Source organism: Microbispora sp. NBRC 16548, assembly GCF_030268985.1.
Classification (GTDB): Bacteria; Actinomycetota; Actinomycetes; order Streptosporangiales; family Streptosporangiaceae; genus Microbispora; species Microbispora catharanthi.
On the sequence record NZ_BSSF01000036.1, the window covers coordinates 1 to 26,573 of the forward strand.

Consider the following 26,573-nt stretch of genomic DNA (forward strand, 5'->3'; position numbering starts at 1 on the left):
CGAGCACATCGTCTACGCCATCGTCCTGGCCGGCCTCACCCTCACCGGCGCCGGCACCACCCTCGGACTCGGCACACAGTGGGCCGCCACTCCCCTGGTCCGCCGCTTCCCGATCCTCAAGTAGACCGATTCTCACCCAGCAGACTCCGGCGCCCACCCCCGGCCCCCTGGGGGTGGGCGCCGGCTTGGCCCGGCCGCCCGGCTTGCTTCCGTCGTGACGACGGCGAGCCCCCGCAGAAGACCTCCCTGAAGAAGGTGCGCCGTGAACTCTCCCTTCGCCACAGAACGCGCGTTCCACCGGCTGCTCACCGCCGCCGGGCAGGCGCCCTCGGTGCTCAACACGCAGCCCTGGCGGCTCGAAGCGGTCCGCGGGGAGTTCGCCGAGCTGCTGGCCGACCCCGACCGGCGGCTGCGGGTCAGCGACCCCCGCGGTCGCTCGCTGCACGTGAGCTGTGGCGCCGCCCTGTTCAACCTCCGGCTCGCCGTGCGGACAGCCGGTCACCGGCCGCTGATCTGGCTCCTGCCCAACACCGCGGAGGAACCACGGCTCCTGGCCGCCGTCCGCGTGTCGCCGTACGGACCGGCTTCTGTGCGAACGCGGGAACTGTACGACCGCATCGGCCTGCGCCGGACCAACCGCGAACCCTTCAGCGAACGGCCGCTTCCCCCGCATGTGCTCGCCGACCTGCGCCACGCGGCCGCCTGCGAGGGAGCCTGTCTGGTCATGCTCGACCGGCACGCCGCGGCGGACCTGCTGGAACACATCGCCATCGCCGACGACGAGCTCGCCAAGGACGGCGATTACCAGGCCGAGCTACGGGCGTGGACGATGAGCGGAAACCGCCGCGACGGCCTGCCGTCCTACGTGCGGGGGCCCGGCTGCGCCGACGACCCGGCACCGGTCCGGGACTTCGGGGGGCACAAGGAGCGCGGGCCGGTCCACTTCGAGTCCCGTCCCCAGCTTGCCGTGCTCACCACCGCCGGCGACGGCCCCGCCGACTGGCTGCGCGCCGGCCAGGCGCTGCAACGCCTGCTGCTGACCGCGACCGTCCACGGCATCTCGGCCTCGTTCCTCAACCAGCCGCTCGACCTCCGCGACATGCGCCGCCGCAGCGATCCCCACCACCGGCGCGGGCACATTCAGATGATCATCCGACTGGGGTACGGCCCTGCGGTCCCCCGCGCACCGCGCCGCCCCGCCGCTGAATTGAGAACCTCTCCGGCCGGGACCCGCGAAGGCTGCGCGGTGTGAGCCGGCGCCGAGATGGCCTACTGCTCGCGGGGCAGGCCGGGCGGGTTGACCAGGGATTCGGGGACGGCCTCGTTGGACAGGCCCCAGCGGGCGAGGACCTTGGCGTAGGTGCCGTCCTTGATGAGCGCGTTGAGGGCGTCGGCGATCGGCTTGGCCAGACCGTTGCCCTTCTGCGTCATCGCGGCGATAAGCCCCTGGAGCGTGGGGCCGGCGCCGGAGTAGGTGCCCACGATCTTCGTGTCGCCGCTCACCGCGGCGTGGTAGGCGGAGGTGGGGTTGGGCGCGAAATACGCCTGGATCCGGCCGGACTTGAGCGCCAGGTAGGTGTCGGCCGCCTGCTTGTAGTACTGGATCTGGGCGGGCTTCAGCCCGGCCGCGCGGTTCTGTTTGTCCCAGCCCAGCAGGATCTTCTCCTGGTTGGTGCCGGAGCCCACGGCCACGCTGAGCCCGGCGACGTCGGCCGGCTTGGCGATCGAGGTGATCGTGCTGTCCTTCGGCACCTCCCATGCCAGCTGGTCCAGCCGGTAAGTGGCGAAGTCGTAGACGTCCTTGCGCTCCTCGGTGACGGTGATGTTGGAGAAGCCGGCGGTGTACTTGCCGGACCGCACCGCGAGGAACAGGTTCTCCCACGACGTGGCCTCGATGCGCAGCTTCAGGCCGAGCACGTCGGCGACGAGGGAGGCGATGTCCTCCTCCACCCCGATCGGGGTGACGTTGTCGTCGGCGACGAACGACAGCGGCGGCTCGAACGTGGAGGTGCCGATCAGGAACTCGCCCTTGGCCCGGATCGCGGCGGGCACCTCGGCGGCGATCGCCTCCACCTTCTCGGCCCGGATCCGGTTCTGCTCCGGACTCGTGTCGATCTTCAAGACGCCGGGCGGTGCCGCGGCAGCGGCAGCGGCCCCGGCCGCGTCGTCGGGAACCGTGCCACAGGCGGCCAGCAGCAGAGCCGACAAGCCGAGCACGGATAACCGGGATGGTGACATGCGATTGTCCTTCAGGGTTCAGAGCACCTTGCTGAGGAAGGCGCGCGTACGGTGGTGCCTCGGCCGGTCGAGCACCTGCCGGGGCGGGCCGTGCTCGACGATCTGACCGGCGTCCATGAAGACCACGGTGTCGGCGACCTCGCGGGCGAAGCCGATCTCGTGGGTCACGACGATCATGGTGGTGCCGCTGCGGGCGAGGGCCTTCATCACTTCCAGCACCTCGCCCACCAGCTCGGGGTCGAGTGCCGAGGTGGGCTCGTCGAACAGCACGACCTTGGGCCGCAGGGCCAGGGCCCGGGCGATCGCGACGCGTTGCTGCTGTCCCCCGGACAGCTGCCGCGGATAGGCGTCGGCCTTGTCGGACAGGCCGACCTGCGCCAGCAGCTCGGTCGCCAGCGCCTCGGCCTGGCCGCGAGGGCGGCCCTGCGCCGAGATCGGGGCCTCGGTCACGTTCTCCCGGACGGTGAGATGGGGGAACAGGTGGAAGTTCTGGAAGACGAAGCCGATCTGGGTGCGCCGGCGCAGGATCTCGCGTTCCCGCAGCTCGTACAGCCGGTCACCGGACCGCCGGTAGCCGACGAACTCGCCGTCGATGGCGACGTACCCGCGGTCGATCTTCTCCAGGTGGTTGATGCTGCGCAGCAGCGTCGACTTGCCCGACCCGGACGGACCGATGATCACCGTCACCTCGCCGGGGTGGACCTGCAGGTCCACCCCGCGCAGAACCTCCAGCGGGCCGTAGCTCTTGTGCACACCGCGCACGTCGACCATGGGTGTGCTCATCGCCGCCCGCCCCCGGCCGGGCGCCGCCGCCGCGCGGCCCGCCGTATGGTGAGGATCCCGCGCACCCGCTGCAGCGGCGTGGGCGGCAGGGCCCGCGCGAGGCCCCGGCCGAATCTGCGTTCCACGTAGTACTGCGCGGCCGACAGCACCGTGGTGAGGACGAGATACCAGATCGCGGCCACCAGCAGCATCGCGATCACCCGGCCGTTGCGGTTGTAGATCACCTGAACCTGGTAGAACAGCTCGGGCAGCGCCATGATGTAGACGACCGAAGTGCCCTTGACCAGGCCGATGATCTCGTTGCCCGCCGCCGGGACGATCGACCGCATGGCCTGCGGAAGCTGGATCCGGAAGATCTGCCTGGCCCTCGGGATGCCGAGCGCGGCGGCCGCCTCCAGCTGGCCCGGATCCACCGACAGGAAGCCTCCGCGCACGATCTCCGCGGCGTACGCCGCCTGGTGCAGCGCCAGGCCGAGCGCGGCGGCCGTCACCGGCCCGATCAGGTCCATCGAGTCGACGGAGAAGAACGCGGGCCCGAACGGCACCCCGAACGAGATCTGCTTGTACAGGGCGGCGAGGTTGTACCAGAACAGCAGCTGCAGGATGAGCGGCACCGAGCGGAACAGCCACACGTAGCCCCAGGCGGCCGAGGCGAGCAGAGGGACGCGGGACAGCCGCATCAGCGCGAGCACGGTCCCCAGCAGGAAGCCGAGCACGATGCCGAGCGCGGTCAGCTCCACGGTGAACAGCACCGCGTGCAGCACCGAGGGATGGAACAGGTACGCGCCGACGACCGGCCAGTCCCAGGCCGGATTGGTGACCAGCGCGTTGACCGCCATTGCCAGCAGCACCGCCACCACGGCGCCGGCGATCCAGCGTCCCGGGTGACGCGCCTTGATCACGGTCAGCGAGCCGGCGGACTCCGCCGCCGCCTCCTCCAGCACGGCGGGCGCGGTCATCGAGCCTCCGCGGCGTGAGGTAAGTGGACGTAATTGAGCGCGAAGGGCTCGACAGTCATGGATCAACCCTCCCGGCGACCGCGCTGATCGCGGTGTCCGACATGCCTCTATCTTCAGCACAGGCAGCGCAATACCGTCAAGACCTACTTGTTTAGTAGGTTATTGCCTAGGATGCCTCCACATGAGGACGAGTAACAGGAGGTCCGATGCCGAAGGAATGCGTGTCCCCCGCAGGTGGCGGCGCCGGCGGCCGCACCCGCGACGAGACGGCCATGGAGGCGGGCGCGTGAGCACCGGCCACGACATGTCCCGGGGAGAGCCGCGATGAGCGACCGGCACCTCTTGGACAACCCCGTGTGGGCGTCGCTGACCGGCCCGCACGCGCACCTCGCCGAACGGCGCGGCAACGCGGTGCGCTACCCGGATGACGTCTCCCCGTTCTTCGCACTGCCCGACGGCCCCGGCCCCGCGGACTGGAGCGACCTCGCCGCGCTCGCGGGGCCCGGCACGACGGTCCCGGTCACCGGTGAGGCCGCCGCGGCACCGGACGGGTGGGAGGTGGTCGCGCACGGCGCAGGCGTGCAACTGGCCGGCGACGACGTGGTCCCCGCACCCGACGACGAGGCGGTCCGCCTGCAGGCGGCGGACGTGCCGGAGATGCTGGACCTCATCGCACGCACGCAGCCGGGACCGTTCCGGCCGCGCACCATCGAGATGGGCACCTACCTGGGCATCCGCCGCGGCGGCGCACTGGTCGCGATGGCCGGGGAGCGACTGCACCCACCCGGCTGGACGGAGATCAGCGCGGTCTGCACCGATCCGGCCTTCCGCCGCCAGGGCCTGGCGTCACGGCTGGTGCTGGCCGTCGCCGCCGGCATCCGCGCCCGCGGCGAGACCCCGTTCCTGCACGCCGCCGCGAGCAACACCACGGCGATCCGGGTGTACGAGGCGCTCGGCTTCCGCCTCCGCCGGCGGACGACGTTCGCCACCATCCGGGTGCCCGCCGACGTACCGGTCGCATGAGCGCAAGACCGGACGATTGACGATAAAACCCGGTATCCCTACTGTGTTAATAGGTTTTTTTCGCGCAAAACCGGGCCGAGACGTCAGGAGTCCCCCGTGACCAAGCAGATCCATCTCGCCGCGCACTTCCCCGGCGTGAACAACACCACGGTCTGGTCCGACCCCGCGTCGGGCAGTCAGATCGAGTTCGACTCGTTCCGCCACCTGGCCCAGACGGCCGAACGCGGGAAGTTCGACTTCTTCTTCCTGGCGGAAGGACTGCGGCTGCGCGAGGCGAAGGGACGCATCCACGACCTGGACGTCGTGGGACGCCCGGAGTCGCTCACGGTCCTGTCCGCCCTGGCCGCCGTCACCACCCACCTGGGGCTCGCCGCGACGGTGAACTCCACCTTCAACGAACCGTACGAGGTGGCGCGGCGGCTGGCCACGCTCGACCACCTGAGCGGCGGCCGGGCCGCGTGGAACGTGGTGACCAGCTTCGACGCCTTCACCGGGGAGAACTTCCGCCGGGGCGGCTTCCTGGACGAGGTCGACCGGTACACCCGGGCCAAGGAGTTCCTGCAGACCGCCAGGGAGTTGTGGGACTCGTGGGCGTCGGACGCGGTGGCCGCGGATCCGGAGTCGGGGCGGTTCCTGCGGCCCGGCGGCGTCACCCCCTTCCGGCATCAGGGCCGGCACTTCGACATCTCGGGACTGTTCAACGTGCCGCGGGGCCCACAGGGGCACCCGGTGATCATCCAGGCCGGAGACTCGGACGAGGGCCGCGAGTTCGCCGCGTCATCGGCCGATGTGATCTTCAGCAGGCACAGCAAGCTGGAGGAGGGCCGCGCCTTCTACCGTGACGTCAAGCGCAGGCTCGCCGCCTACGGCCGGCGGCCGGAGGAGCTGAAGATCCTTCCCGCGGTGACGTACGTGCTCGGCGACACCGAGGCCGAGGCCGCGGAACGGGCCGTCGAGATCCGCCGCGCGCAGGTCAGCCCGCAGACGGCGATCTACTTCCTGGAGGCCGTGTGGGGCCGCGACCTGTCGGGATACGACCCGGACGGTCCGCTGCCCGACGTCGAGCCGAACCTGGACGAGGGCGTGTCCAAGGGCCACGCGGCGTTCCGCCGCGACCGCGGCGAGCTGGTGGCCAAGTGGCGCGCCCTCGCCGAGGAGAAGAACCTTTCGATCCGCGAGCTCGCCATCGAGGTCTCCGCGCCGCAGACCTTCATCGGCACGCCGCGGTCGGTCGCCGACGCGATCGATCACTTCGTGCAGACCGACGCGGCCGACGGCTTCATCTTCGTGCCCCACCTGACTCCCGGCGGGCTGGACGACCTGGTCGACAAGGTCGTCCCCCTGCTGCAGGAGAAGGGCGTGTTCCGAACCGACTACACCGGGCCCACCCTCCGCGACCACCTCGGCCTCGCCCCCCGCACTCCGAACCGCATCGAGGAGACCTCATGACCCTGCATCTCGCCGTCGCGCTGGACGGGGCGGGCTGGCACCCGGCCGCATGGCGGGCCGAAGGCGCGCGGCCGGACCGGCTGTTCACCCCCGGCTACTGGGCCGAACTCGTCACGGAGGCCGAGCGCGGCCTGCTCGACTTCGTCACCTTCGAGGACGCGCTCGGCCTCCAGTCCTCCCACCTCAACGAGCCCGACGGGCGACTCGACCAGGTGCGCGGGCGCCTCGACGCGGTGCTGATCGCGTCGCGGGTGGCCCCGCTGTCCTCGCGGATCGGCCTCGTGCCGACCACCGGCACGACCCACACCGAGCCGTTCCACGTCGCGATCGGCATCGCCTCGCTCGACCACATCAGCCGCGGCAGGGCCGGCTGGCGGCCCCAGATCTCCGGCCGCCCCGACCACGTGGCCCACTTCGGCCGCCGCCCCCCGTTCCCGCCGCAGGACTACTCTCGCGACCGCGATCCCGTCTTCGGCAAGCACGTGCTGGACCTGTTCGCCGAGGCCACCGACGCGGTCGAGGTGGTCCGCCGCCTGTGGGACAGCTGGGAGGACGACGCCGAGATCCGCGACGTCGCGACCGGCCGGTTCATCGACCGCGACAGGCTCCACTACATCGACTTCCGGGGCGAGTGGTTCAGTGTGAAGGGCCCCTCGATCACCCCACGCCCCCCGCAGGGCCAGCCGCTGGTCACCTCCCTGGCCCACGACACACTGCCGTACGAGTTCGCGGCCCGCGCGTCCGACGTCGTGTACGTCACGCCACGCCACCGGGAGGACGCCGCCGCGATCGTCGAGCGCGTCCGGGCGGCGGAGGCGGCCGTCGGACGCACCGAGCCGCCGTTGCGGATCTTCGCGGATCTGGTGGTCTTCCTCGACGCCCGCGACGCGGCCGGCCGGAAGGCCCGGCTGGACGACCTCGACGGCGCCGAGCTCGACTCGGACGCCCACGTCTTCACCGGCACCCCCGAGGAGCTCGCCGGGCTGCTGCTGGAGTGGCGGGAGGCGGGCGTCGACGGGTTCCGCCTCCGGCCGGGAGAGCTGCCTCACGACCTGGTGGCGATCACCAGGGCCCTGGTGCCCGCCCTGCAGAACGCGGGCGCGTTCCGGACGGCGTACGACACGGCGGACCTGCGCGGACGGCTCGGCCTGGCCCGCCCCGCCAGCCGCTACGCGAAGGCGTCGTGAGCGGCCGCACCGCCCGAGCCGGCCGGCTCGGGCGGTGCGGCGCGGCGCGTCAGCCCCGCGCTCCCGGGCGATACCAGGAGGCGGCCACGACGAGCAGGGCGGCGACCAGCGCGCCGCAGGCCCAGGCGAACACCGACGAGATACCCTCGGCGAGACCTTTCGCGCCGAGCGGGATCAGCATGGCGGCCAGGCCGAGCGAACCCCCGATGGTGAGCGTGGTCTGCAGCAGTCCGGCGGCGACCCCGGCGTACTCGGCCGGGGCGGTGGTCAGGACGATCATGTTGAGCGGGATGATCGCCACGCCGACGCCCAGCCCCATGACGACGAGGGCCGGAAGCACATCGGCGGCGTAGGCGCTGCCGCCGTCGAGACGGGTCAGCCAGGCGGCCCCGGCGAGCACCACCGCCAGGCCGAGCAGCGCACGGGTCTTGAGGCCGACCGCGGCGATGCGGGCGGTGAGGATCTGGGTGCTGACGAGCAGCGCCAGGCCGAACGGCAGGATGGCCAGACCGCTGCGCAGCGCGTCGAGGTGAAGCACCCCCTGGAGATACTGCACCAGGTAGATCAGGAAGCCGGTGAGGACCGCCGCGAGCAGCAGCACACCGGCGAAGGCCCCGGCCCGCTCCCGCCCGGCCAGGACGGCCAGGGGCAGCAACGGCTCGGCGGCCCGCCGGTCCACCAGGAGCAGCACCGCGGCCAGCACGACCGTGGCGCGGAGAGCGGTCGGCGTCCAGCGGTCGCCCCAGCCCTTCTCTGCGGCGTGCACGAGGCCGTACACGGCGGCGGCGAGTGTGGCGGTGCTGAGCAGCGTGCTGCGCATGCCAGGAACACGGGGCTTTCCGGGAACACGGGGCAGGCCGAGCGAGCGGGATCTGGTCGGCTCGTCGCGCACGCCGAGCGCCCGGGCGGCGAGCGCGGCCACGACCAGCCCGATCGGCACGTTGACCAGCAGGCTCCAGCGCCAGTCCCCCGCCCAGGTCAGCACACCGCCCAGCACCATGCCCGCGGAGGCGCCGAGACCGGTCACCGTGGAGTAGAGCCCGAAGGCCCGCTGCTGCCGCGCGTAAGGCGTTCGAGACCTCGGGCGCCGACGCCTCGCTGGAGGACATCGCGAGCCAGGCGGGCGTCGCCATCGGCACCCTGTATCGGCACTTCCCCACCCGCGCCTCACTCGTGGAGGCCGCCACCCGCGACGGCCTGGAAACCCTCGTCGCCCGGGCCGAACGGCTGGCCGCCGGGCCGGATCCCCTCGACGCGCTGACCGAGTGGATGCGCGAGGCCGTCGTGCACTTCAGCACCTTCCGCGGCCTGGTCGGCATCCTCGCCCGGAGCATGTACGACGAGGGCACCCCCTCCCACGCCATGTGCGCCGCGATGCACCGCAGCGGCGCCGATCTGCTGCGCGCCGCCCAGGCGGCCGGCAGGGTGCGGCCCGACCTCACACCCGAGGAGCTGTTCGACCTCCTCAGCGGCGCGGCCTAGGTGCGCGAGCAGGCCGCCTCCGGCAGAGACGGCAGCCCGCGGTTCCTGCAACTGGTGCTGGAGGGCATCACCACCCGCGAAGACCGACCCTTGCCGCACTGACCCTCGCCGCACCGGTTCACTCGGGGAGCCGGGGCACCGCCGCGAGCAACTCCCGGGTGTACGGGTGCCGGGGGTGATGGAAGACCTCGCCGGCGTCCCCCTCCTCCACCACACGGCCGTCCTTCATCACCAGGACCCGGTCGCTCAGATGGCGTACGACGCCCAGGTCGTGGGAGATGAACATCAGCGCCGTCCCGTCCTCGGCCTGGATCTCGGCCAGCAGGTCGAGCACCTGGGCCTGGATCGACACGTCCAGCGCGGAGACGGGCTCGTCGCAGATCAGCACCTCGGGCCGGGACGCGAGCGCGCGGGCGATGGCCACGCGCTGCCGCTGGCCGCCGGACAGCTCGCGCGGACGCCGGCCGAGCAGTTCGGGCGGCAGCCCGACCCGGCCCAGCAGTTCGATGGCGCGCTCCCGGCGCCGCCGCCTCGGCAGCGCGGAGAGCGGATCGGCGACCAGGCGGTCCACCGTGTGACGCGGGTCGAAGGAGTCGAGCGGATTCTGCGCGATCACCTGGACGGCCGGGCGGAGGGGGCGCCGCCGTCGCTCGGGCAGGCCGCTCCACGGGCCTCCCCGCAGGGTCACCTCACCCGCGTCCGGCGCGAGCAGGCCGAGGGCCAGCCGCGCGAGGGTCGTCTTGCCCGATCCCGACTCGCCGACCACGCCGAGCGTCTCCCCCGCGTGCAGGCGGAAGGAGACGTCGGCCACGGCCCTGCGCGAGCCGTACGCGACCGACAGCCCCCCGGCGGCGAGCACGGGACCACGCGGGGCGGCCCCGCGGGAGCGATCCGGACGGCGCGGCACGGCGGAAGCGGAGGGCACGGCGGCCAGCAGGGCCCGGGTGTAGTCGTGCCGCGGAGCCGTCAGCACCTCCCGTGCCGGACCCTCCTCGACCACCAGACCCTCCTTCATGACCAGGACGCGGTCGGCGACCGCGGCCACCACGGCGAGGTCGTGGCTGATCATCAGCAGCGCCGTCCCGGCCGCTTTCCGGTCCGCGAGCAGCCGCAGGATCTGGGCCTGCACGGTCACGTCGAGAGCGGTCGTGGGCTCGTCGGCGATGATCAGCTCCGGCTCCGCGGCGATGGCGGAGGCGATCAGAGCCCGTTGCCGCAGCCCGCCGGAGAGCTGGTGCGGATGCTGCCGCGCGCGCACCTCGGGGTCCGGGATTCCCACGGCCTCCAGCAGCGATCGGACGCGCTCCGGGCGGGCCCGGCGGGGCACCACGTCATGCTCGGCGAGCACCTCGGTGATCTCGGCCCCCACGGTGCGCAGCGGATCGAGCGAGACCAGGGCGTCCTGCAGGACCAGTCCGGCGAACCGGCCGCGCAGGCGGCGCCACTCGCGCGGGCCGAAGGTCAGGGCGTCCCCGCCGCCGACGCGGAAGGCCGACGCCCGCACCTTCGCGCCCGGACCCGCCAGGCCGATGAGGGCGCGGGCCGTGACGCTCTTGCCCGATCCCGACTCGCCGACCAGGGCGACGCACTCCCCCGGCGCGATCGACAGCGACAGCCCGCGTACGGCCTCGACGCCGGAGGCGGGAAAGGAGACCCGCAGGTCCTCCACCGCGACGAGCGGAGGAGCGGCGGCGGGGTCGGGGGCGGAGTGGGCGCGGGTGATCGCGAGCTCTGTCATGGTGTCCTTCCCTCGAAACGCCGCTGCAGGTGCCGCCCGGCGATCGTCAGGCACACGACCGACAGGGTGAGGGCCGCTCCCGGAGAGAAGGCCACCCACGAGGCGACGCGCAGGTAGTCCCGCGACTCGGCCAGCATGGTGCCCCACTCGGGGGCGGGCGGCTGGGGGCCCATGCCGAGGAAGCTGAGGCCGGATGTGGCGATGACGGCCTGGCCGAGCCCCATCGTGGCCAGCACGGGGACCGGCCCCACGACGTTGGGCAGCACGTGCCGGGCGACGACGCGAGCCCGCGAGTGGCCGAAGGTCACCGCCTGCTCGACGTAGCCGGAGCGGCGCACGACGAACGTCTGCGCCCGGACCACCCGCGCGTACGTGGGGATCTGGGCGATCCCGATCGCGGCGACGACGCTCCACGTGCCGGGGCCGGTGATCGCGATCACCAGGAGCGCGAGCAGCAGCTCGGGAAAGGTCGACAGCACGTCGAACAGGCGGGCCAGCGCCTCACCGGCCAGGCGGGTCGCCAGCCCGGCGGCCAGGCCGAGCAGCGAGCCCGCGCCCACCGCGAGCGCGGTGGCGAGGACCCCGATGCCGAGCGAGTGGCGGGCGCCGTACACGACGCGGGCGAACACGTCGCGGCCGAGGTGGTCGGTGCCGAACGGATGGCCCGCGCCGGGCGGGGCCAGCGCCCGCAGCGGGTCGGCCGCCAGCGGATCGACCCGGGTGACCAGGCCGGGGGCCGCCACGGCTACGACCAGGACGGCAATGACGAGCAGGGCGAGGACGAGGCCGGGACGCGGGCGGGCGCCCGGCCGGAGAGCGGGTGCGGCGACGGCCATCATGCGCTCCTGAGCCGGGGGTCGATGAGCCGGTAGGCGAGGTCGAGCAGGGCGCTGATCGTCACGTACACCGCCGCGGACAGGATGACGACGGCCATCACGACCGGCATGTCCTTGGCGCTGACGGCCTGCATGGTCACCCGGCCGAGCCCCGGGCGGCCGAAGAGGGCCTCGGTGATGACGGCCCCGCCGAGCAGGACGCCGGTGAACCAGCCGGTGAGGGTGACGGCGGGAAGGAGCGCGTGCCGCAGCGCGTGCCGGGCCACCACGGCACGCTCGCTGAGGCCGCGCGAGCGCGCCGTCACCGCGAACGGCTGCTCCAGCGCGCGTTCCAGGCCCTCTCTGAGCACCTGCCCGAGCACGCCGGCGACGGGGAGGCCGAGCGCGAGCGCGGGAAGGACGAGCGCCTGTGGGTCGGCCGCGCCCGAGACGGGGAACCAGCCGAGCGAGAACGAGAACACGAACAGCAGCACGATGCCGATCACGAACTGCGGCACCGACACCGCCACCAGTTCGGCGGCGGAGACGATCCGGCGCGGCCAGACCGATCTGCCCGCCGTCGCCACCGCCAGGACGAGTGCCAGCACCACGCCGACCGCGGCGGCCGCCAGGGTGAGCCGCACCGTCGGCCCCACCTGCCCGGCCAGCACCTCCCCGACGTCGCGCTGCAGCTGGTAGGAACGGCCGAGGTCGCCGTGCAGCAGGCGGCCGAGGTAGCTCAGGTAGCGCACGGCCTCGGGCCGGTCCAGCCCCCACTCGGCGACGATCTGCGCGCGGATCTCTGGCGTGTCGGCGCCGTCGCCCACGAGGATGTCGACGGTGTCGCCCGGCGCCAGCAGCAGGGCGGCGTACGCGGTCGTGGCGGCCGCCCACAACACGGCGACCGCCGAGACAAGCCTCCGGACCGGCGCGCCCAGCCAGGCGGGCGCGCGCAGGGCCGAAAGCCGCCGCCGCGCGGGCGGCGGCTTGGCGGGTGCCGGTGTCGGTGTCGCAGGCTGCCGGGCCGGTAGCGCCGCCGTCACGCGGCGATCCGCACGTCGTAGACGCCGCGCGGCGTGCCGGAGACGGGGTCGAAGCCCAGACCCTGGACGTTCCTGCTCGCCGCGATCTGGTCAGAGGGGACGTAGATGGGGAAGACGATCGCCTCGTCGGCCACCACCTTGCGCTGGACCTTGGCGTACAGGGCTTTCCGCTCGGCGGCGTCGGAGCTCGCCGACGCGTCGGCGAGCCAGCCGTCGAGGTCGGCGTCCTCGTAGTGGGTGCGGTTGATGGCCCCGCCCTTCGGCAGGATGAGGTTGAGCGCGGCCCCGACGTCGGAGTCGCCGCGCGAGTTCTCGAAGATCTCGTACGCGTCGTCGTCGAGCGCCTTCTGCGCCGTGCCCTGATCCACGATCTTCACCTGGAAGTCGATCCCCGCCGTCTGCTTGACCTGCGCCTGGACGGCCTGGGCCAGGATGTCCCTGCGGTCGCGGACGAACGGCGCCGACGCCACCGAGCGGACCGTCAGCCGCCTGCCGTCCTTGACGCGGTAGCCCTCGGCGTCGCGCCCGGTCCAGCCCGCCGCGTCGAGCAGCGCGTTCGCCTTGGCGGCGTCCCCGCCGTACGTCCTCTCCAGGGACGGGTCGTAGAAGGGGCTGGTGTCGCCGACGACGCTCCAGGCCCGCTTGGCGGTGCCCTGGTAGACGGACGTCAGCACGGCGTCGACGTCGACGGCCTCCCGGAACGCCTGCCGCACGCGCTTGTCGTCGAAGGGCGGGTGGGAGGTGTTGAAGTAGTAGGAGAACGACGTGCCGGAGTTGAGCGCCGACTGGAAGGACAGCGCGGAGTCCCGCTTGATCGACTGGACGTCGGTGGCCGGGACGCCCTCGACGACCTGGACCTGCCCGGACGTGAGCGCGCCGACACGGACGGCCGCCTGCGGCAGGAAGCGGTAGGTGACCTCCGGCAGGTACGCCGGTCCCTGGTGGGCGCTGCCCTGCGGCGCCCAGTTGTAGCGGGGGTTGCGCCGGTAGTGGACCTCCTGGCCCCGCACGTACCGGTCGAGGACGAACGGGCCGGTGCCGACCACGTCCGGGCCGCCGGCCTTGAGATCCCTGGCCTCCCGGAGGGACTTCGGGGACACCTGCCCCGCGTACGGCGAGGCGAGGAAGTCGAGGAACAGCCCGTCCGGCTCCTTCAGCGTGATCTTCAGAGTGGTGGGCGAGAGCACCTCGGCCCTGTCGAAGGCGTGCAACTGGATGGCGGCGACCGTCGGGTTGTAGCCGGGCTCGCGCAGCTTGTCCAGGTTCGCCTTCACCGCCGCCGCGTCGAACTTCGTGCCGTCCTGGAAGGTGACGTCGTCGCGCAGCTCCAGGGTGTAGGTGCGCCCGTCGTCCGAGACCTTCCACGACCGGGCGAGCCACGGGACGAACGCCCCGTCCTCGCCGCGCGCGAGGAGCGCGTCGAACTGGTTGAACACCAGCAGCCTGGCCTTGTTCTGCGCCCACAGATGGGGGTTGAACGTGATGGGCTCGGTCTCGACGGCCCAGGTGAGAGAGGCGCCGCCCGCCTGCGCCTCCGGTGTCTGGGAACCGCACGCGGCCAGGGCCGCGACGAGGATGAAGGGCAGCGCGCCCCTGACGACCTTCACAGTGGTCCTCCTGCTGTGCCCGCGTGGAACGCCTCGGCCTCCGGCAGCGGGTCCCGGCCTGGGACGCCGGGACGGACGCCGGAGACGGTCACGACTTCGCCCCCGGCGCGTGTCTTCCGTGCCACGCCTCCGCGAGCAGCTCGTAGGAGCGGACCCGGTCGGCGTGTCCGTGCGTGATGGTGGTGACCAGCAGTTCGTCGGCGCCCGTGACCCGCTGGAGCACGCGCAGCCGCTCGGCGACCGTCTCCGGGGAGCCCGCGAACTGGGTGTCCACGCGGTCGGCCACCAGTTCGCGGTCGGCCTCGCTCCAGACGTGCGCGTCCGCCTCCTCGGGCGTCGGATAGGGGATCGCCCCCTGGCCCGTGCGGATGGCGCGCACCCAGAGGCCGTAGGGTTTGGCCAGCTCCCTGGCCGTCGCGTCGTCCTCGGCCACGACCGCGTCCGCGGAGACGACGACGTACGGCTCGGACAGCGCCTTGGAGGGGGTGAACGCCTCGCGGTAGGCCTCCACGGCCTCCAGCACCGACGCCGGGCTGACGTGGTAGTTGGCGGCGAACGGCAGGCCGCGCTCCCCCGCCACCTTCGCGCTCTGCCCGCCGCTGCTGCCGAGGATCCACAGCTCCACCTCGGCGCCCTCGCCCGGCACGGCGTGCGCCGCGATCCCGTCCGGCGACCGGTAGGCGCCCTCCAGGAAGGCGATGACCTCGTCGACCTGCTCGGCGAAGTCGGGGGTCCGCGCGCCCGGCTGTTGCAGCAGCGCGGCCTGGAGGGCGAGCTGCGGAGAGCGGGCCAGCTCGGCGAAGGAGAACGCGCGCGGGATCAGCAGCCCGTCCACCACCCGGGACTCGCGGGGTTCCGAGGTTCGGGCCGCCTCGGGAGACCGGTCGGCCTTCGCCACGATCTCGGCCCTGCGCTGCCCGGAACGGCCGAGCCCGAGGTCGATCCGGGCGGGATGGAGCGCGTCGATCAGGCCGAACTGCTCGACCACCGCGATAGGCGTCTGGTGGCCGAGCTGCACCGCTCCTGAGCCCACCCTGATGTGGCTGGTCGCGGCCGCGATGAGGCCGATGAGCACCGCCGGGGCCGAGCTCGCGACGCCGGCCGCGAAGTGGTGCTCGGCCACCCAGTAGCGCAGGTAGCCGAACCGCTCGGCGTGGCGGGCGAGGTCGATGCTGTTGCGCAACGCGTCTCCCGCGCCGCTGCCGGACGGGATCGGGGACAGGTCGAGGATCGACAGGGGAACCGGCCGGTCGACCTGCTGTGCTGTGGGCTGTTCTGTCGGCTGGGGGACGGTCATGCCGGCGCTCCGGTGCTCGTGGCGGTGCTCTGATGGGTCGCGTCGGTGCTCTGCGGGGCCGCGCTGTCTCCCTGCCGGGTCCCGGGGGCGGCGGGGAACGGCCTGCTCGGGATCTCCTTGCGCAGCACGGGGGCGATGTCGCTCTGGAACAGCTCCAGCGCCGCCCGGTGCTGCGCCCGGGTCAGGCCGTCGGCGTCCGCGCTGATGTGCATGACCTCGTGGCCGAGCCGCTCGTGGTAGCGGAGGACCTTGTCGACGATCTGCTGGGGGCTGCCGACGAGGATCGAGCCGCGCTCGACGGCGTCCTCCAGCGAGTGGAAGACCGGCTCCACGCCCGACTTGCGGAACAGCGCGACGCGGGCGTCGTAGATCGGCCGGTAGGTCGCGATCGCCTCCTGGGAGGTGCGCGCCGCGTAGAAGCCGGCGCTGCCCGCGCCCACCAGCGCGTCGGCCGGGTCGTGCCCGTAGTGCGCCCAGCGTTCGCGGTAGTGGTCGACCAGCTCGGCGTACGGCTCGATGGGGTTGGTGACGTTCGCCGAGAACAGCGGGTCGCCGTAGCGGGCGGCCAGATCGACCGAGTCCTTGCTGGTGGCGCTGCCGTGCCAGACCCGGATCGGCCGCTGCAACGGGCGCGGCCAGGTCTCCGCGTCGGTGAGGGACGGCCGGAACCGGCCCTCCCAGGTGACCCTGTCCTCCCGCCAGAGCCTGCGGAACAGTTCGTACGCCTCCCGGTTGCGGTCCCACTGGTCCTCGGAGGTGACGTGGAAGAGCCGCGCCTGGGCCGACCCGTTCCCCTTGCCGATGATCAGCTCCAGACGGCCGCCCGACAGGTGGTCGAGCGTCGCGTAGTCCTCGTACGCCCGCACGGGGTCGAGCAGGCTGAGCGTGGTGACCGCGGTGAACAGCCGGATGCGGGAGGTCCGGGCGGCGATGTGGCCGAGCACCACCGGCGGTGAGGAGGAGATGAAGGGCCGCTCGTGCCGCTCTCCCACTCCGAAGCCGTCGAAGCCCAGCTCCTCGGCGAGTACGGCGGTGTCCACGACGTCGCGGAACCGCTCGGTGGTGGACCTGGTCTCGCCGGTCAGCGGGTCGGGCCCGTGCGCGATGAGGGTGATGGCGAGGAATTTCACGTGGTCGCATACCTCTCGAATGGGCTATACCTACTAACTATGTAGGAAAAGCATGCTTTGTCAACGGCTGCGAGGAAGTCCGCCATCCTCAAGCCCCCCGCCGCCACGCCTGCCTGAAGTGGCGCGGGCCGGTGGCAGGATGCTTGCGGTGGAGGTCATCGCGGTCACGGTGCGGGGGGACGCCGCCGGACCGAGGGAGAGCCGAAGGAGGCCGATGAGCCGGAAGAACCATCGCGTCGCCGTGCTCGTATTGGAGGGCGCGAAACCGCTCGACGTCGGCATCCCGGCGCAGGTGTTCTCCAACCGGCCGAGCATGCCGTACGAGGTGCGGGTGTGCGGCGCGGCGCCCGGACTGGTGACCGGCGGCGACGGCCTCTCCTATCACGTGGCCGAGGGCCTCGACGCCTTCGAGCAGGCCGACACCGTGTTCATCCCCGGCTATCGAGAGCCGGCGACCACGGAACCGCCGGCCGCGGTCGTCGGCGCGCTCATGGCCGCCCACGAGCGCGGAACCCGGCTCGCGGCCATCTCGACAGGGGCGTTCGCGCTGGCGGCGACGGGCCTGCTCGACGGCAAGCGGGCGACGACCCACTGGCACTACACGAAGGCCCTCGCCGGCAAGCATCCGCTCGTGCGGGTGGACGAGAACGTGCTGTTCGTGGACGAGGGCGACGTGCTGACGTCGGCGGGCGCGGCGTCCGGCATCGACCTGTGCCTGCACCTGGTGCGGCGCGACCACGGCGTCGGGCTCTCCAACCACGTGGCGAGACGGCTGGTGGCGGCGCCCTACCGCAGCGGGGGTCAGGCGCAGTACGTGCCCCGCAGCGTCCCCGAGCCGCTCGGCGACCTGTTCGCGAACACGCGTGAGTGGGCCCTGGCGCACCTGTCCGAACGGCTGACCCTCGAGACCCTCGCCCGCCACGCGCGGGTGTCGGCGCGCACCTTCTCCCGGCGGTTCGTGGAGGACACCGGCTACACGCCGATGCAGTGGGTGCTCAGGGCACGCGTGGACCTGGCACGCGAGCTGCTCGAACGCACCGACCTGGGCGTGGAGCAGATCGCCGACCGGGTCGGGCTCGGCACCGGCGCCAACCTGCGCCTGCACTTCCAGCGCATCCTCGGGACCTCCCCCACCGAGTATCGCCACACCTTCTCAGCCTGAACTCCCGGGCCCGCCCGCGCACGGGAGGATGTGGCGAGATCCTTGCGCACGCTGGCAAAACTTCTGGCTGGATCCTTGCGTACGCTGTCGTTCGAGCCACTGTCGGCCGGGCGTCCGGATGCCGATCATGGAGCGCGGAACGAAAGGAACGCCCATGACTCGCATCGCCGTCAACGGATTCGGCCGCATCGGACGCAACACCCTCCGCGCCCTGCTCGAACGTGACAGCGACCTCGAAGTGGTCGCCGTCAACGACCTCACCGCCCCCGAGACCCTCGCCCACCTGCTCAGGTACGACAGCGCGCTCGGCCGCCTCGGCCGCTCCGTAGAGGTCGACGGCACCGACCTCGTGGTCGACGGCCGCCGCATCACGGTGCTCGCCGAACGCGAGCCCGCCAAGCTGCCCTGGGCCGAGCTCGGCGTCGGCATCGTGCTGGAGTCCACCGGCCGCTTCACCGCGGCGCGTGCCGCTCGCGCGCACATCGACGCGGGCGCCAGGCGCGTGCTGGTGAGCGCCCCCTCCGACGGCGCCGACGTCACGCTCGCCTACGGCGTGAACACCGAGACATACGACCCCGCCGAACACGTGATCGTCTCGAACGCCTCCTGCACCACGAACGCGCTGGCGCCGCTGGCGTCCGTGCTGGACGACCTGGCCGGCATCGAGCACGGCTTCATGACCACGGTGCACGCCTACACCCAGGAGCAGAACCTGCAGGATGGCCCGCACCGCGACCTGCGCCGCGCCCGCGCGGCCGGCGTGAACATCGTGCCCACCACCACCGGGGCCGCCAAGGCCATCGGCCTGGTGCTGCCGAACCTCGACGGCAAGCTGTCGGGCGACTCGATCCGCGTGCCGGTCCCGGTGGGGTCGATCGTGGAGCTGAACACCGCCGTCTCACGCGAGGTCACCCGCGACGAGGTGCTCGCGGCCTACCGCGCCGCCGCCGACGGCAGGCTCAAGGGCATCCTCGATTACGCCGACGAGCCGCTGGTCTCCAGCGACATCACCGGCCAGCCGGCGTCGGCGATCTTCGACGCCGCCCTCACCCGGGTCGAGGGCAGGCACGTCAAGGTCGTGGCCTGGTACGACAACGAGTGGGGCTTCTCCAACCGGGTCGTCGACACGCTGGAGCTGCTCGCGCGCACCTGAGCGCCGCCGTACGCGCGGCTCACATCGTGAGCAGGTGGTGCCGCTCGGTGCGCCACTCGACCAGCAGCACCGTGGCGTCGTCCTGTAGTTGGCCGCGCTGGTAGACGAGGATCGAGTGGACCAGGCGGCGCAGGGTCTCCGGAGGGGAGACGCCGTCGATCTCCTTCCGGATGACGAAGTCGGCGAAGCGGTCCAGCCCGAACCTCTCCCCGTCCGGGGTCTGCGCCTCCACGATGCCGTCGGTGTAGAACAACAGCCGGTCGCCGGGCTCGAGCTTGCGGCGCGCGAGCACGGCGGCCGGACCCAGGCGCAGGCCCATCGGGGTGTCCGGCGGGCTGTCCAGCACCGAGGCCACCCGCCCCTGCCGAAGGACGAGCGGCGGGGGATGCCCCCGGTTCACCCAGGTCAGCCATCCGGTGCGGAGATCCAGGTCGGCCAGGACCCCGGTGGCGAAGCGTGAGGTGCCGAACTCGCCGGCGATCGCCTCGTCGATCGCGTCGCTGACCTCGAGCAGCCCGACCCGGCGCCGGCGGCGGTTGTTGCGGTAGGCGCTCAGGGCGATGGCCGCGGTCAGCCCGGCGGAGGTGTCGTGCCCCATGGCGTCGAAGATTCCGAGGTGGAGGGTGGCGCCGTCGAGGGCGTAGTCGAAGGCGTCCCCGCCGACGCGGTAGGCCGGCTCCAGCGCGGCGCTGACCGTCACCGTGTCCGTCGCGAAGTTCCTGATGGGCAGCAGGGTCCACAGCATCTCTGCCGACAGGTGCATCTCCTCGGTGCGCACCAGCCGCACGAAGGCGTCGCTGCAGGCGCGCTTGCTCACCACCAGCAGCGCGACCAGGCTGCCCAGCTCGTTCGCGATCCGCTCGGTGGCCTCGTCGACCACGGGCACGGTCACGCCGAGCACGCCGACCCGTTCCGTGCCGTTAAGCATCGGCACCCACAGGCGCCGCGGCCCCTCGCTGCCGAGCGGTTCCGCGGCCTCGGCGACGTACGGATCGACGGCGGGACGCGCCTGGACGATCTCCAGGTTGCGGTAGGCGCGCCCGGCCAGGGTCGTGTCGATGGCGACGCGGTTCAGCGGCTCGCCGTACGCGTCGCACTGCCCCGGCAGCGGCACGAGATACAGCGGCCGCAGGCTGGCCACATAGATCATGACCTCGCGGTAGCCGAGCGGCCTGACGTGCTCGATGACGGAGGACGCCAGATCGTCCAAGGGCGTCAGATGAAGGTCGCGCACCAGACCGCCCCAGATGCGCCCGGTGTCAGGACACCCGTTCACCTGCCGCCCCCTGTTGCCACCCCCTGCTGCCCTCGGCCGGTCTCGGGGCGGAAAGATCGCCGGCAGGGCCGCATCCGACGGGGTGCGGACCCCAGGCCCTCGACGGCACATTCCCGACGCTACCCGGGCTCGCTTCACACAGAGCCAACGTGCAGGGCATGCGCAGGCCAGGGGCCGGGGTGCGAGCAGGCGAAGGCCCCTACCGCCGAATCTCGGCGTCCCCGCGGCCGGGTGAGGCCGGTGGCGACGATGTCGACGAGCAGGTCGAGGACCTTCGGATACAGATCGGGGGTCGCGAGCCGGTTCCGGTGCGCTCTCCAGTTCGGCGAGCGTGGCGTGGAGGAAGCGCCGCGGCCCCGCCGACGACCAGCACCCCGGTCGGCTTGACGGGCCTTTTCGCCGGTTCCAACACCTGCGTCCTGACGCCCGCGGCCACTCAGGGGCCGTACTACTTCGACGCCGACAAGATCCGCTCCGACATCCGTGAGGACCGGCAGGGCAAGCGGCTGAAGGTCGCCGTCAAGGTGCAGGACAGCGAGAAATGCGCGCCGCTGGCGAACGCCGTCGTCGAGATCTGGCACTGCGACGCGGCCGGCCTCTACTCGGGAGCCGAGGCGCAGTCGAGCGGGCAGGGCGGCGGAGGCGGCGCACCAGGACCCGGCGGCGGCCCAGGCGGTCCGCCCCCCTCGGGCATGCCGGCGGGAGGACCCGGCGGGCCGCCCCCTTCCGGGATGCCCGGAGGACCCGGCGGCGGTCCCTCCGCTGACGACGGGATGGCCGACCTCACCCCCACCGACGACAAGCGCTATCTGCGCGGCGCCCAGGTCACGGACAAGAACGGCATCGTGCAGTTCACCACGATCTGGCCCGGCTGGTACCGGGGCCGGACCGTGCACATCCACGCCATGGTGCACGTAGGCGATGAGCGCACGCTGACGACACAGGTCATGTTCGACGAGGATCTGAACGCGACGGTGTTCAAGGAGCAGCCCTACTCCGGGCACACGGGCAGGGACACCTTCAACGACAAGGACACCATCTACAAGCCCGGCATGCTCATGAAGGTGAGCGAGGACGGCGACGGCTACCTCGGCGTGATCACCTTCGCCGTCGACCCCGAGAAGAACGGCAAATAGGTCATTGCTCTCGGCAGACCGCCAGGCTCGGGCGGACACCGGACGCACGAGGGGCACCCCGTCGCGGTCCCCGATGGCCGCAACACCCCTGGGCCTCGCCACCGGCCGCCGGGTCTCATCACACTGATCTTGACGCGGTGGTTCGCCCGATATATGGGAGACTGAGCGTCTGTGACCCCCGTGCTCGACCTTGTCGGAATTTTCGTATTCGCCCTGTCCGGCGCGCTGGAGGGCGTACGCAAACGGCTCGACGCGGTCGGCATCGCGGTGCTCGCGTTCTTCACGGCCGTCGGCGGCGGCATCGTGCGCGATCTGTTCATCGGCGTGCAGCCCGCCGCGCTGCGGGACACAGGCTATCTCCTCGTGCCGATCGTGGCCGCCGTCATCGCGTTCTTCTGGCATCCCCAGGTCGAGCGGGCGATGCCCGGGGTGCTGGTCTTCGACGCGGCGGGCCTCGGCCTGTTCTGCGCGGTCGGGACATCCAAGGCGCTGCACTACGGCCTCGCACCGATGCACGCGGTGTTCCTCGGGGTCTGCACGGCGGTCGGCGGCGGCGTCATCAGAGACGTCCTGTCCGGCGAGAGGCCGACCCTGCTCTACGACCGGGAGCTCTACGCGGTGCCGGCGATGCTCGGCTCGGCGATGATGGCCGTACTGTACGCGATGGAGGTGCGGGGGTTCGCCGCCACCCTGTCCTCGGCGGTGCTCGCCTTCGCGTTCCGCATGCTCGCCATGCGGTACCGCTGGCGGGCGCCCCTGGCCAGGGGCGTTCGCGAAAGGGAGTGAGGGCTGCAGCGGTGGCCTCCCAGGCGCATGCCGCGCCGGGCGATGCGCGGGACGACGCCCCGGCCGTCTCGTCCTTACGCCTGGCCGCCTGACCACGCTCAGCCCTGCCGCCGTCGGGCTCTCCCGCCGCGCATGCCTGCGGGCCGTACGCCATCGCGGCGACCAGCATCCGCCGCCGGGGCGGTGCAGCCGACAACGGCAACGCCGGCGCCTTCCGCGGGATCTCGCGACGGGTGGACTCCCTCGCACAGATCCGCGTGATGAACGGAGCTGGTCTCCGTCCTGGGGCGCCAGGCGAGGAACGCCTGTTGCGGGACTCGGCCGTTCTCCGTGATCGTTACGGAGTAACCGGCCGTCGACGCAGCCGTGCAGGACGGCTTCGCTGAGTTCAATAGAGGACTTGAATGACCGTTGAAAGGCCGATGTTTGCCGAGATGTTCGTCGAGGAGAGCGCCGACCCCAGAATCGACGTGCCGACCGGAGGCGACGAGAAGGCCATGCTCGCCGCCTTTCTGCGCTGGCAACGCCAGACGCTGAGGCTGAAGTGCTCTGATCTGGACCCGGAGGCCCTCGCCCAGCGCTCGGTGTCCTTCTCCGGCTTGTCACTGCTGGGCCTGGTGCGGCATCTGGCTGACGTCGAGCGCCGCTGGTTCCGCCGGGACCTGGCAGGGCAGGCGGCCGAACCGCACTTCAGCAGGGAGGACCACGCGGACGCGGCCTTCGACGATGCCGCACCCGTTGCCGAGACGGTCTCCGAGGCCTGGCGCCTGTGGCAGGAGGAAGTCGACTTCGCCGACCGTTTCGTGGCCGCGGCGGAGAGCCTGGAGGTGACCGGTAGGGATTCCTGGCGAGGCACGATCACGCTGCGGTGGGTGATGGTGCACATGGTGGAGGAGTACGCGCGGCACAACGGGCACGCCGACCTCCTCCGTCAGGGAATCGACGGCGCGGTAGGCCTCTAAGTGGATATCGAACGGTGGGCCGAGGTCGGGCGCGTCCTTCTGACGAGCGACGGCGTTCACCGTCCGTCGCTTTTCTCGGCGTTCCTGGCCGCCACCATGGACGACTGCGGGGATCTGACGGTGATCGACGCCGGGTGCGGGGCCGGTCTGGTGGCCGTGGCCGCGCTGGCGGCGGGAGCTCGGCACGTCGTGGCCCAGGACTACGACGCCAAGGCGCTGGCCGACACCGCCGCCAACGTCACGCGTGTCCTCGGCCCGCAGGCGCGCTCCCGGTTGACCCTGTGGGAAGCGGACTGGAGCCAACTGCGCCCGATGAACGCCGATCTCCTGGCGGTCAATCCGCCCCAGCGCCCAGCCGCCCTGTTGCCCGCCGTACCTCGGAATCAACGGCACCTCCACGACGGCGGTGGGCCAGACGGACTCGCGGCGATCCGTCTTGTCGTGTCCCACACCGGGGCGGCCAGGGTGCGGACCACCGCCGCGGCTGCTCTACGGTTCGACACGCTGGTGTTCCCGGGCTGGTCGGCGCCCCGATGCGTGGCGATGACAGAACTGTCCTACGACCCGGCGTGGCGCGCCCTCGTCCCCGACTTGTTCGGACCAGTCGGCATCTGGGAACTCCACCGGGAGCACCCGATGCCGGCTCGGTCCCGCCCTCCGTCGGCAAGCGCGATTGGAGAAGCATGACAAGCACGCCGCTCTCCGGTCCCCGAGCACGTTCCGGCGCCGGCTGTTGGCCACCTGGCACTGCACCCGAATTCGATGTCCCGACGACGTCGGCGCCGGCCCCGCACCGCCGCCACGCCCTCGTCGTACGTCGATATGTCGGCCATGACCAGCCGTCCGGTGCGCTCGTGGACGGCACGAGCGCTGGTCCTGAACTCCCGCAGCTCCGGCCTCGCGACCTAACGTGGTCTCGTTTCCACCGCAGGGCCGCACAGGCCGTGACGTGACGGGAGTAGCGATGGGTGACGTGCGGGTGGAGGTCGAGGGACCGATCACCACGATCTGGATGGACCGGCCCGACCGGCGCAACGCCGTCGACCGGGCCATGGCCGGGGAACTGCGGGCGGCGTTCGAGGAGTTCGAGGCCGACCAGGACCAGCGGGTGGCGATCCTGGCCGGCAGCGGCGGCACCTTCTGCGCGGGCGCCGACCTGACCGCCGTCGCGGACCCCGAGCGGCGCAACGAACTGGATCCCGAGGGAGGCGGCAGCGGCCCGATGGGACCGACCCGGATGCGACTGAGCAAGCCGCTGATCGCCGCGATCAGCGGATACGCGGTCGCGGGTGGCCTGGAGCTGGCGCTGCTGGCCGACCTGCGGATCGTCGAGTCCGACGCGGTGCTGGGGGTGTTCTGCCGTCGCTGGGGGGTGCCGCTCATCGACGGCGGCACGGTCCGGCTGCCGCGGATCGTCGGCCTGGGCCGCGCCCTCGACATGATCCTCACCGGCCGTCCGGTGCGGGCCGACGAAGCCCTCGCGATCGGGTTGGCCAACCGGATCGCCGAGCCGGGCCGGGCGGTCGAGGCGGCCCGTGAGCTGGCCGGGCAGATCGCGGCGTTCCCCTTCGAATGCGTACTGACCGACCGGGCCTCCACCTACGCCGCCCTGGACCTGCCCCTGGCCGAGGCGTTGCGCGCCGAGGGGGCGGCGGGCGTCCCGATCGTGGAACGCGAGGGCATGGCCGGCGCCGCCCGCTTCGCCGCCGGCGCCGGCCGTCACGGTGTCGCCCCCACTCATCCCTCCGGGCCGAGGCCGGAGTAGGCGCGACACTCCGCCCGCGTGGTCGGCAGGCTCCTCGGGAAACCAGGCCGGCAGGTACGCCACGGCGGCCCGGACCTGTGGTCACCGCGCCGACGCTAGGGGTGGCGGTTCCGGTCCTCGGGAGCGGCGGGCGCGGGCCCGTCGTGGCCGTGGTCGGCGTGGTGGGCATCGTGGGCGTGCTGGGTGTCGTCGGGGCCGCCGCCCATCGTCTTCAGCATCGGCAGGCCGCCGGTGGTGAAGAACCGGATGAGCAGCACCGCGGCGAGCACCAGGAAGGCGATGTTGAGCCAGGTGGTGTAGTTCCAGGAGATGTGGGCCTCCACCACGGAGGCGTTGCGGTGGCTCGGCACCAGGCCCAGCAGTGTGAACAGCAGCTCGACCGCGTAGCCGGCCAGCACCATGGTGGCGTAGAAGGTGCCGGCGACGAAGGCGGCCATCTTCACGCCGTAGTACTTCCGGTAGATGTTCAGGATCGGCAGGATGATCAGGTCGGCGAAGATGAACGCGACCACCCCGCCGAAGCTGATTCCGCCGTTCCACAGCACCGCCGCCAGCGGTACGTTGCCGATGGAGCAGACGAAGCTGATGACTGCGACGATCGGGCCGACCAGCGGTCCCCAGATGCGGGCCCACAGCGGATGGTCGGTCAGGAAGAAGCTCTGCCAGAAGCCCATCGGCACCCAGGCGGCCAGCGCCCCGGTGATCAGCAGACCGGCGACGATGTCCCGCCAGATGGCCGCCCATTCCATGACGAAGATGTGCGACACCGAGGTGAGGCCCTTGGCCGAGCTCAGCCGCCGCCAGAACGAGCCCGGTCCGGTGACGGACATGTCCATCGCGGCGTGCCCCTCCATCGACCCCGCGACGCCCCGCTCGGCCTGACGGAGCGCGTCGTCGACCAGGCGCCGGCGCAGGAAGACGCGGAACAGCACCGCCAGCAGGACGATCATGATGGGTCCGCCGACGAACTCGGCCAGGGTGAACTGCCAGCCCATGAGCAGGGCCAGAATGATGCCCAGTTCGACGACCAGGTTGGTTGAGGCGATCTCGAAGGTCATCGCCGCGGTGAAGCTCGCCCCCTTGCGAAACAGCGAGCGGGCCAGTGCCACCGAGGCGTAGGAGCACGACGAGGAGGCCATGCCGAATCCGGTCGCCGCAGCCAGGGCTCGGGGGGAGTCATCCCCGAGTGTCCGGCTGATCGCCTCCCGGCGGACCACCGCCTGCACGATCGCCGACAGGGTGAACCCCAGGATCAGCGCCCACAGGATCTCCCAGGTCATGGACCCCGCGATCGCCAGTGCGCGCCACAACCAATCCATGACCTGCTCCCTCTTCCACTCTTGCCTTCAGCTTTCCGGCTGGGATCGGGTTACACCGTTCACCTGCCGTGGATAGCGCATTCCGATCCGGAAGGACCTCCGGGCGAGTCGCCGGAGGCCCTTCGTACGCGCTGGTTCAGCGGAAGCGGCGGAGTCTGAGACTGTTGCTGACGACGAAGACGCTGGAGAACGCCATCGCCGCGCCGGCGATCATGGGGTTGAGCAGGCCCGCGGCGGCCAGCGGCAGGGCCGCGACGTTGTAG

The 26,573-nt window shown here is 72.0% G+C and carries 23 protein-coding genes and 2 pseudogenes; 13 read left to right on the forward strand and 12 right to left on the reverse strand.

Annotated features, from left to right (window positions below):
• Positions 1–262 precede the first annotated feature (262 nt).
• Positions 263–1,252: an Acg family FMN-binding oxidoreductase gene (locus QSK36_RS42360; RefSeq protein WP_285786347.1), complete on the forward strand. Its 990-nt coding sequence runs from the start codon at positions 263–265 to the stop codon at positions 1,250–1,252.
• Positions 1,253–1,269: 17 nt separating this feature from the next.
• On the opposite strand, the gene QSK36_RS42365 is transcribed toward QSK36_RS42360, so the two are convergent.
• The 3 genes from QSK36_RS42365 to QSK36_RS42375 are packed head-to-tail and all read right to left on the reverse strand — an operon-like array spanning position 1,270 to position 3,980.
• Entirely contained in the window at positions 1,270–2,238 is a 969-nt protein-coding gene (locus QSK36_RS42365) for an ABC transporter substrate-binding protein (protein WP_285786348.1), read from the reverse strand.
• 18 nt (positions 2,239–2,256) lie between these two features.
• Positions 2,257–3,021: an amino acid ABC transporter ATP-binding protein gene (locus tag QSK36_RS42370; RefSeq protein WP_285786349.1), complete on the reverse strand. Its 765-nt coding sequence runs from the start codon at positions 3,019–3,021 to the stop codon at positions 2,257–2,259.
• Positions 3,018–3,980, reverse strand: coding sequence for an amino acid ABC transporter permease (locus QSK36_RS42375; protein WP_285786350.1), 963 nt, complete (start codon positions 3,978–3,980; stop codon positions 3,018–3,020). The genes QSK36_RS42370 and QSK36_RS42375 overlap by 4 nt, the downstream gene beginning before the upstream one ends.
• Before the next feature lie 324 nt (positions 3,981–4,304).
• Here QSK36_RS42375 and QSK36_RS42380 point away from each other — a divergent pair, with 324 nt between their 5' ends.
• The 3 genes from QSK36_RS42380 to QSK36_RS42390 all read left to right on the forward strand — a co-directional run bounded on the left by QSK36_RS42380 (position 4,305) and on the right by QSK36_RS42390 (position 7,639).
• Complete coding sequence (locus tag QSK36_RS42380) at positions 4,305–5,003, forward strand: GNAT family N-acetyltransferase (RefSeq protein WP_285786351.1); 699 nt, start codon at positions 4,305–4,307, stop codon at positions 5,001–5,003.
• Between the two features lie 96 nt (positions 5,004–5,099).
• Positions 5,100–6,452 (forward strand): NtaA/DmoA family FMN-dependent monooxygenase, encoded by a 1,353-nt coding sequence (locus QSK36_RS42385; protein ID WP_285786352.1) that lies wholly within the window; start codon positions 5,100–5,102, stop codon positions 6,450–6,452.
• Positions 6,449–7,639 (forward strand): LLM class flavin-dependent oxidoreductase, encoded by a 1,191-nt coding sequence (locus QSK36_RS42390; protein ID WP_285786353.1) that lies wholly within the window; start codon positions 6,449–6,451, stop codon positions 7,637–7,639. The genes QSK36_RS42385 and QSK36_RS42390 overlap by 4 nt, the downstream gene beginning before the upstream one ends.
• 49 nt (positions 7,640–7,688) lie before the next feature.
• Here the strand turns inward: QSK36_RS42390 and QSK36_RS42395 are convergent.
• Positions 7,689–8,696, reverse strand: a pseudogene (locus tag QSK36_RS42395) (MFS transporter); the annotation flags it as partial.
• A gap of 8 nt (positions 8,697–8,704) precedes the next feature.
• On the opposite strand from QSK36_RS42395, the pseudogene QSK36_RS42400 reads away from it, so the two are divergent.
• Together QSK36_RS42400 and QSK36_RS42405 are read left to right on the forward strand one after the other, a co-directional pair.
• Positions 8,705–8,812, forward strand: a pseudogene (locus tag QSK36_RS42400) (TetR family transcriptional regulator); the annotation flags it as partial.
• Positions 8,813–9,121 carry an SbtR family transcriptional regulator gene (locus QSK36_RS42405; protein WP_285786354.1) on the forward strand — a complete coding sequence of 103 codons (309 nt, stop codon included), beginning with the start codon at positions 8,813–8,815 and terminating at the stop codon, positions 9,119–9,121. It abuts the pseudogene before it with no gap.
• 118 nt (positions 9,122–9,239) lie between these two features.
• Here QSK36_RS42405 and QSK36_RS42410 read toward each other — a convergent pair whose 3' ends face one another.
• The 6 genes from QSK36_RS42410 to QSK36_RS42435 all read right to left on the reverse strand — a co-directional run bounded on the left by QSK36_RS42410 (position 9,240) and on the right by QSK36_RS42435 (position 16,751).
• On the reverse strand, positions 9,240–10,859 hold the full coding sequence (locus QSK36_RS42410; protein WP_285786355.1) for a dipeptide ABC transporter ATP-binding protein: 1,620 nt from the start codon (positions 10,857–10,859) through the stop codon (positions 9,240–9,242).
• Positions 10,856–11,698 carry an ABC transporter permease gene (locus QSK36_RS42415; protein ID WP_183533244.1) on the reverse strand — a complete coding sequence of 281 codons (843 nt, stop codon included), beginning with the start codon at positions 11,696–11,698 and terminating at the stop codon, positions 10,856–10,858. Before QSK36_RS42415 ends, QSK36_RS42410 begins: the two co-directional genes overlap by 4 nt.
• On the reverse strand, positions 11,695–12,717 hold the full coding sequence (locus QSK36_RS42420; RefSeq protein WP_285786356.1) for an ABC transporter permease: 1,023 nt from the start codon (positions 12,715–12,717) through the stop codon (positions 11,695–11,697). The genes QSK36_RS42415 and QSK36_RS42420 overlap by 4 nt, the downstream gene beginning before the upstream one ends.
• Positions 12,714–14,324 (reverse strand): ABC transporter substrate-binding protein, encoded by a 1,611-nt coding sequence (locus tag QSK36_RS42425; protein ID WP_183533246.1) that lies wholly within the window; start codon positions 14,322–14,324, stop codon positions 12,714–12,716. Before QSK36_RS42425 ends, QSK36_RS42420 begins: the two co-directional genes overlap by 4 nt.
• A gap of 88 nt (positions 14,325–14,412) precedes the next feature.
• Positions 14,413–15,621, reverse strand: a complete 1,209-nt coding sequence (locus QSK36_RS42430) for an LLM class flavin-dependent oxidoreductase (RefSeq protein WP_285786357.1) — start codon at positions 15,619–15,621, stop codon at positions 14,413–14,415.
• Positions 15,618–16,751, reverse strand: coding sequence for an LLM class flavin-dependent oxidoreductase (locus tag QSK36_RS42435; protein WP_183533250.1), 1,134 nt, complete (start codon positions 16,749–16,751; stop codon positions 15,618–15,620). Before QSK36_RS42435 ends, QSK36_RS42430 begins: the two co-directional genes overlap by 4 nt.
• A gap of 214 nt (positions 16,752–16,965) precedes the next feature.
• Between QSK36_RS42435 and QSK36_RS42440 the strand changes: the two genes are divergently transcribed.
• Complete coding sequence (locus QSK36_RS42440; protein WP_139579104.1) at positions 16,966–17,913, forward strand: GlxA family transcriptional regulator; 948 nt, start codon at positions 16,966–16,968, stop codon at positions 17,911–17,913.
• Between the two features lie 154 nt (positions 17,914–18,067).
• Positions 18,068–19,066: a type I glyceraldehyde-3-phosphate dehydrogenase gene (gene gap / locus QSK36_RS42445; RefSeq protein WP_285786358.1), complete on the forward strand. Its 999-nt coding sequence runs from the start codon at positions 18,068–18,070 to the stop codon at positions 19,064–19,066.
• 19 nt (positions 19,067–19,085) lie between these two features.
• Here the strand turns inward: gap and QSK36_RS42450 are convergent, their stop codons facing one another.
• Positions 19,086–20,342, reverse strand: a complete 1,257-nt coding sequence (locus QSK36_RS42450) for a PP2C family protein-serine/threonine phosphatase (RefSeq protein ID WP_285786359.1) — start codon at positions 20,340–20,342, stop codon at positions 19,086–19,088.
• A 383-nt stretch (positions 20,343–20,725) separates the two neighbouring features.
• Between QSK36_RS42450 and QSK36_RS42455 the strand changes: the two genes are divergently transcribed.
• From QSK36_RS42455 to QSK36_RS42475, 5 genes are all read left to right on the forward strand, one after another.
• Positions 20,726–21,478: a dioxygenase family protein gene (locus QSK36_RS42455; protein WP_285786360.1), complete on the forward strand. Its 753-nt coding sequence runs from the start codon at positions 20,726–20,728 to the stop codon at positions 21,476–21,478.
• A gap of 171 nt (positions 21,479–21,649) precedes the next feature.
• On the forward strand, positions 21,650–22,264 hold the full coding sequence (locus QSK36_RS42460; RefSeq protein WP_183533256.1) for a trimeric intracellular cation channel family protein: 615 nt from the start codon (positions 21,650–21,652) through the stop codon (positions 22,262–22,264).
• Positions 22,265–22,668: 404 nt separating this feature from the next.
• Positions 22,669–23,226: a DinB family protein gene (locus QSK36_RS42465; RefSeq protein ID WP_221263176.1), complete on the forward strand. Its 558-nt coding sequence runs from the start codon at positions 22,669–22,671 to the stop codon at positions 23,224–23,226.
• Positions 23,227–23,913 (forward strand): 50S ribosomal protein L11 methyltransferase, encoded by a 687-nt coding sequence (locus QSK36_RS42470; protein ID WP_285786361.1) that lies wholly within the window; start codon positions 23,227–23,229, stop codon positions 23,911–23,913.
• A 277-nt stretch (positions 23,914–24,190) separates the two neighbouring features.
• Positions 24,191–24,991: a crotonase/enoyl-CoA hydratase family protein gene (locus QSK36_RS42475; protein WP_183533258.1), complete on the forward strand. Its 801-nt coding sequence runs from the start codon at positions 24,191–24,193 to the stop codon at positions 24,989–24,991.
• A gap of 95 nt (positions 24,992–25,086) precedes the next feature.
• On the opposite strand, the gene QSK36_RS42480 is transcribed toward QSK36_RS42475, so the two are convergent.
• Positions 25,087–26,310: a permease gene (locus tag QSK36_RS42480; RefSeq protein ID WP_285786362.1), complete on the reverse strand. Its 1,224-nt coding sequence runs from the start codon at positions 26,308–26,310 to the stop codon at positions 25,087–25,089.
• Positions 26,311–26,573: the final 263 nt, after the last annotated feature.

What these genes read in the sequence shown, in the direction of transcription:
- QSK36_RS42365 (WP_285786348.1), bottom strand. Translation starts at nt 2,238, where the DNA reads ATGTCACCATCCCGGTTATCCGTGCTCGGCTTGTCGGCTCTGCTGCTG.
- QSK36_RS42370 (WP_285786349.1), bottom strand. Translation starts at nt 3,021, where the DNA reads ATGAGCACACCCATGGTCGACGTGCGCGGTGTGCACAAGAGCTACGGC.
- QSK36_RS42375 (WP_285786350.1), bottom strand. Translation starts at nt 3,980, where the DNA reads ATGACCGCGCCCGCCGTGCTGGAGGAGGCGGCGGCGGAGTCCGCCGGC.
- QSK36_RS42380 (WP_285786351.1), top strand. Translation starts at nt 4,305, where the DNA reads ATGAGCGACCGGCACCTCTTGGACAACCCCGTGTGGGCGTCGCTGACC.
- QSK36_RS42390 (WP_285786353.1), top strand. Translation starts at nt 6,449, where the DNA reads ATGACCCTGCATCTCGCCGTCGCGCTGGACGGGGCGGGCTGGCACCCG.
- QSK36_RS42410 (WP_285786355.1), bottom strand. Translation starts at nt 10,859, where the DNA reads ATGACAGAGCTCGCGATCACCCGCGCCCACTCCGCCCCCGACCCCGCC.
- QSK36_RS42415 (WP_183533244.1), bottom strand. Translation starts at nt 11,698, where the DNA reads ATGATGGCCGTCGCCGCACCCGCTCTCCGGCCGGGCGCCCGCCCGCGT.
- QSK36_RS42430 (WP_285786357.1), bottom strand. Translation starts at nt 15,621, where the DNA reads ATGACCGTCCCCCAGCCGACAGAACAGCCCACAGCACAGCAGGTCGAC.
- QSK36_RS42440 (WP_139579104.1), top strand. Translation starts at nt 16,966, where the DNA reads ATGAGCCGGAAGAACCATCGCGTCGCCGTGCTCGTATTGGAGGGCGCG.
- gap (WP_285786358.1), top strand. Translation starts at nt 18,068, where the DNA reads ATGACTCGCATCGCCGTCAACGGATTCGGCCGCATCGGACGCAACACC.
- QSK36_RS42465 (WP_221263176.1), top strand. Translation starts at nt 22,669, where the DNA reads ATGACCGTTGAAAGGCCGATGTTTGCCGAGATGTTCGTCGAGGAGAGC.
- QSK36_RS42475 (WP_183533258.1), top strand. Translation starts at nt 24,191, where the DNA reads ATGGGTGACGTGCGGGTGGAGGTCGAGGGACCGATCACCACGATCTGG.
- QSK36_RS42480 (WP_285786362.1), bottom strand. Translation starts at nt 26,310, where the DNA reads ATGGATTGGTTGTGGCGCGCACTGGCGATCGCGGGGTCCATGACCTGG.